This is a genomic window from Pengzhenrongella sp. (assembly GCF_036565025.1).
Taxonomy (GTDB): Bacteria; Actinomycetota; Actinomycetes; order Actinomycetales; family Cellulomonadaceae; genus Pengzhenrongella.
The window spans coordinates 1-1,724 of sequence record NZ_DATCNW010000403.1 but is presented as its reverse complement, the minus strand read 5'-3'; the positions used below and the strand labels follow the sequence as shown (position 1 = coordinate 1,724).

The 1,724-nt window shown below is 73.7% G+C and carries 3 protein-coding genes; all 3 read left to right on the top strand.

Annotation, left to right across the window (positions count from 1 at the left end; genetic code table 11):
• The first annotated feature begins 109 nt into the window (after positions 1-109).
• Genes VIM26_RS22910 through VIM26_RS22900 form a run of 3 tightly spaced genes read left to right on the top strand, consistent with a single transcriptional unit; the run spans position 110 to position 1,643 of the window.
• Complete coding sequence (locus tag VIM26_RS22910) at positions 110-598, top strand: hypothetical protein (protein WP_331955619.1); 489 nt, start codon at positions 110-112, stop codon at positions 596-598.
• The gene (locus VIM26_RS22905) at positions 598-1,266 is read left to right on the top strand and encodes an ABC transporter ATP-binding protein (protein ID WP_331955617.1); all 669 of its coding nucleotides are present in this window, start codon (positions 598-600) and stop codon (positions 1,264-1,266) included. The genes VIM26_RS22910 and VIM26_RS22905 overlap by 1 nt, the downstream gene beginning before the upstream one ends.
• A complete protein-coding gene (locus VIM26_RS22900) occupies positions 1,263-1,643 on the top strand; it encodes an ATP-binding cassette domain-containing protein (RefSeq protein ID WP_331955615.1) in 381 nt (126 codons plus the stop codon). The genes VIM26_RS22905 and VIM26_RS22900 overlap by 4 nt, the downstream gene beginning before the upstream one ends.
• The last annotated feature ends 81 nt before the right edge of the window (positions 1,644-1,724 follow it).

The window sequence follows — 1,724 nt, the reverse complement described above, 5'->3', positions numbered from 1 at the left end:
GGCGACGACGGCGACGAGCCACTCCCTGGGCGGTGCGAGGACCTCGGCGAGCCCAACGACGGCCCACGCCACCGGGAAGCCGGCGTCCACACCCGCAGCGCCCCGGCCCGTGCCCCACGCGACGGAGGCGAACCCGCCCGGCGACATCCCCGACAACCAGGCCTTCGTTCCGTTCAGCCCGCCCGCCGGCGGGTACTCGGTGAAGATCCCCGAGGGCTGGGCGCGGGTCTCGGGCGGGACGACGACGTCGTTCACGGACAAGCTGAACAGCATTCAGGTGTCCACCGCGTCGGCCGCGACCGCGCCCACCGCCGGCTCGGTCATCAAGAGCGACGTGCCGCGCCTGCGGGCCAAGGTTCCACAGTTCACGCCCGGCACGGCGACCTCGGTCACCCGCACCGGGGGGACGGCCATCCTGCTGACCTACCAGGGCGACTCGTCGCCCGACCCGGTGACCGGCAAGGTGGTTCGCGACGCCTTCGAGCGGTACACGTTCTACCGCGCGGGCATGCGGGTCGACCTCACCCTCTCCGGCCCCACGAACGCCGACAACGTCGACCCCTGGCGCATCGTCTCCAACTCGCTGCGGTGGCTCTGATGGCCGAACCCGCGCTGCAGGCCCGCGACCTGTACCGCTTCTTCCGCACCGGCGATGACGAAACCCTCGCACTTCGGGGGGTGTCCCTGACCGTCGAGCGCGGCGAGACGGTCGCCGTCGTCGGCCCGTCCGGGTCGGGCAAGTCGACCCTGCTGTCATGCCTCGCAGGGATCGACGAACCGGCCGGCGGCACCGTCACGGTGGGCGGCGAGCGGGTCAGTCACCGCCCGGAGGCCGATCGGGCGCGCATCCGGGCGAGGCGCATCGGCGTCCTGCTGCAGTCCCGCAACCTGCTGGCACACCTGGGGATCGCCGCGAACATCCGGCTCGCACAGCGCGCCGGGGACCACCGCGATCGGCGGCCCAGCCCGCAGGAGCTGCTCGAGCGGGTCGGGCTCGGCCACCGCGGACGGGCGATCCCCCGTGAGCTCTCCGGTGGGGAGCTCGCGCGCGCTGGACTGGCCGTGGCCCTCGCGAATGACCCTGACATCGTGCTGGCCGACGAGCCCACCGGCGAGCTCGACGGGCAGAGCGAGCAGCAGATCCTCGCGCTGCTGCGCGAACGCGTCGGCCGCGGCGCGGGCCTCCTCGTGGTGACCCACAGCGCCGAGGTGGTCCGCATCGCGGACCGTGTCATCGCCCTGCAGGACGGGGTCGTGATCGCATGAGGCAGACCGAGAGCCTCGTCGCCTGCGTCGAAGCGTCCCGAACGTTCGGCTCGGGCCCGGGCGCCGTGATCGCCGTGCACGGCACCACGTGCGAGGTCCCCCCCGGCGCCCGGATCGCGATCACCGGCCCGTCCGGGTCCGGGAAGTCCACCCTCCTGCACCTGATGGCGGGGCTCGAGCTGCCCGGCCGCGGGGCGGTGACCTGGCCGGCCCTGTCGGGCGTCGCCGCCGAGCGCGCCCGGGAGATCGGGGTCGTCTTTCAGAGCCCGAGCCTGGTCCCGGCCCTGGACGTGGCGGAGAACGCGGGCCTGCCCCTGGTCCTAGGTGGCTGGTGTCGAGCGGGTGTTCCTGGGCGGGATTTGGCTCGGCGGGGTTGATGAGGGGTTCGTCGGGGCGGTGAGCGGGTTTCGCTCTTGGTCGCCCGGTGGCGCGGTTCGGGCCCGGTGAGGAGCCCCTGG

Bases quoted from the DNA above. Each gene is read 5' to 3' on its own strand.
- VIM26_RS22900 (WP_331955615.1), top strand. From the start codon at position 1,263: ATGAGGCAGACCGAGAGCCTCGTCGCCTGCGTCGAAGCGTCCCGAACG.
- VIM26_RS22905 (WP_331955617.1), top strand. From the start codon at position 598: ATGGCCGAACCCGCGCTGCAGGCCCGCGACCTGTACCGCTTCTTCCGC.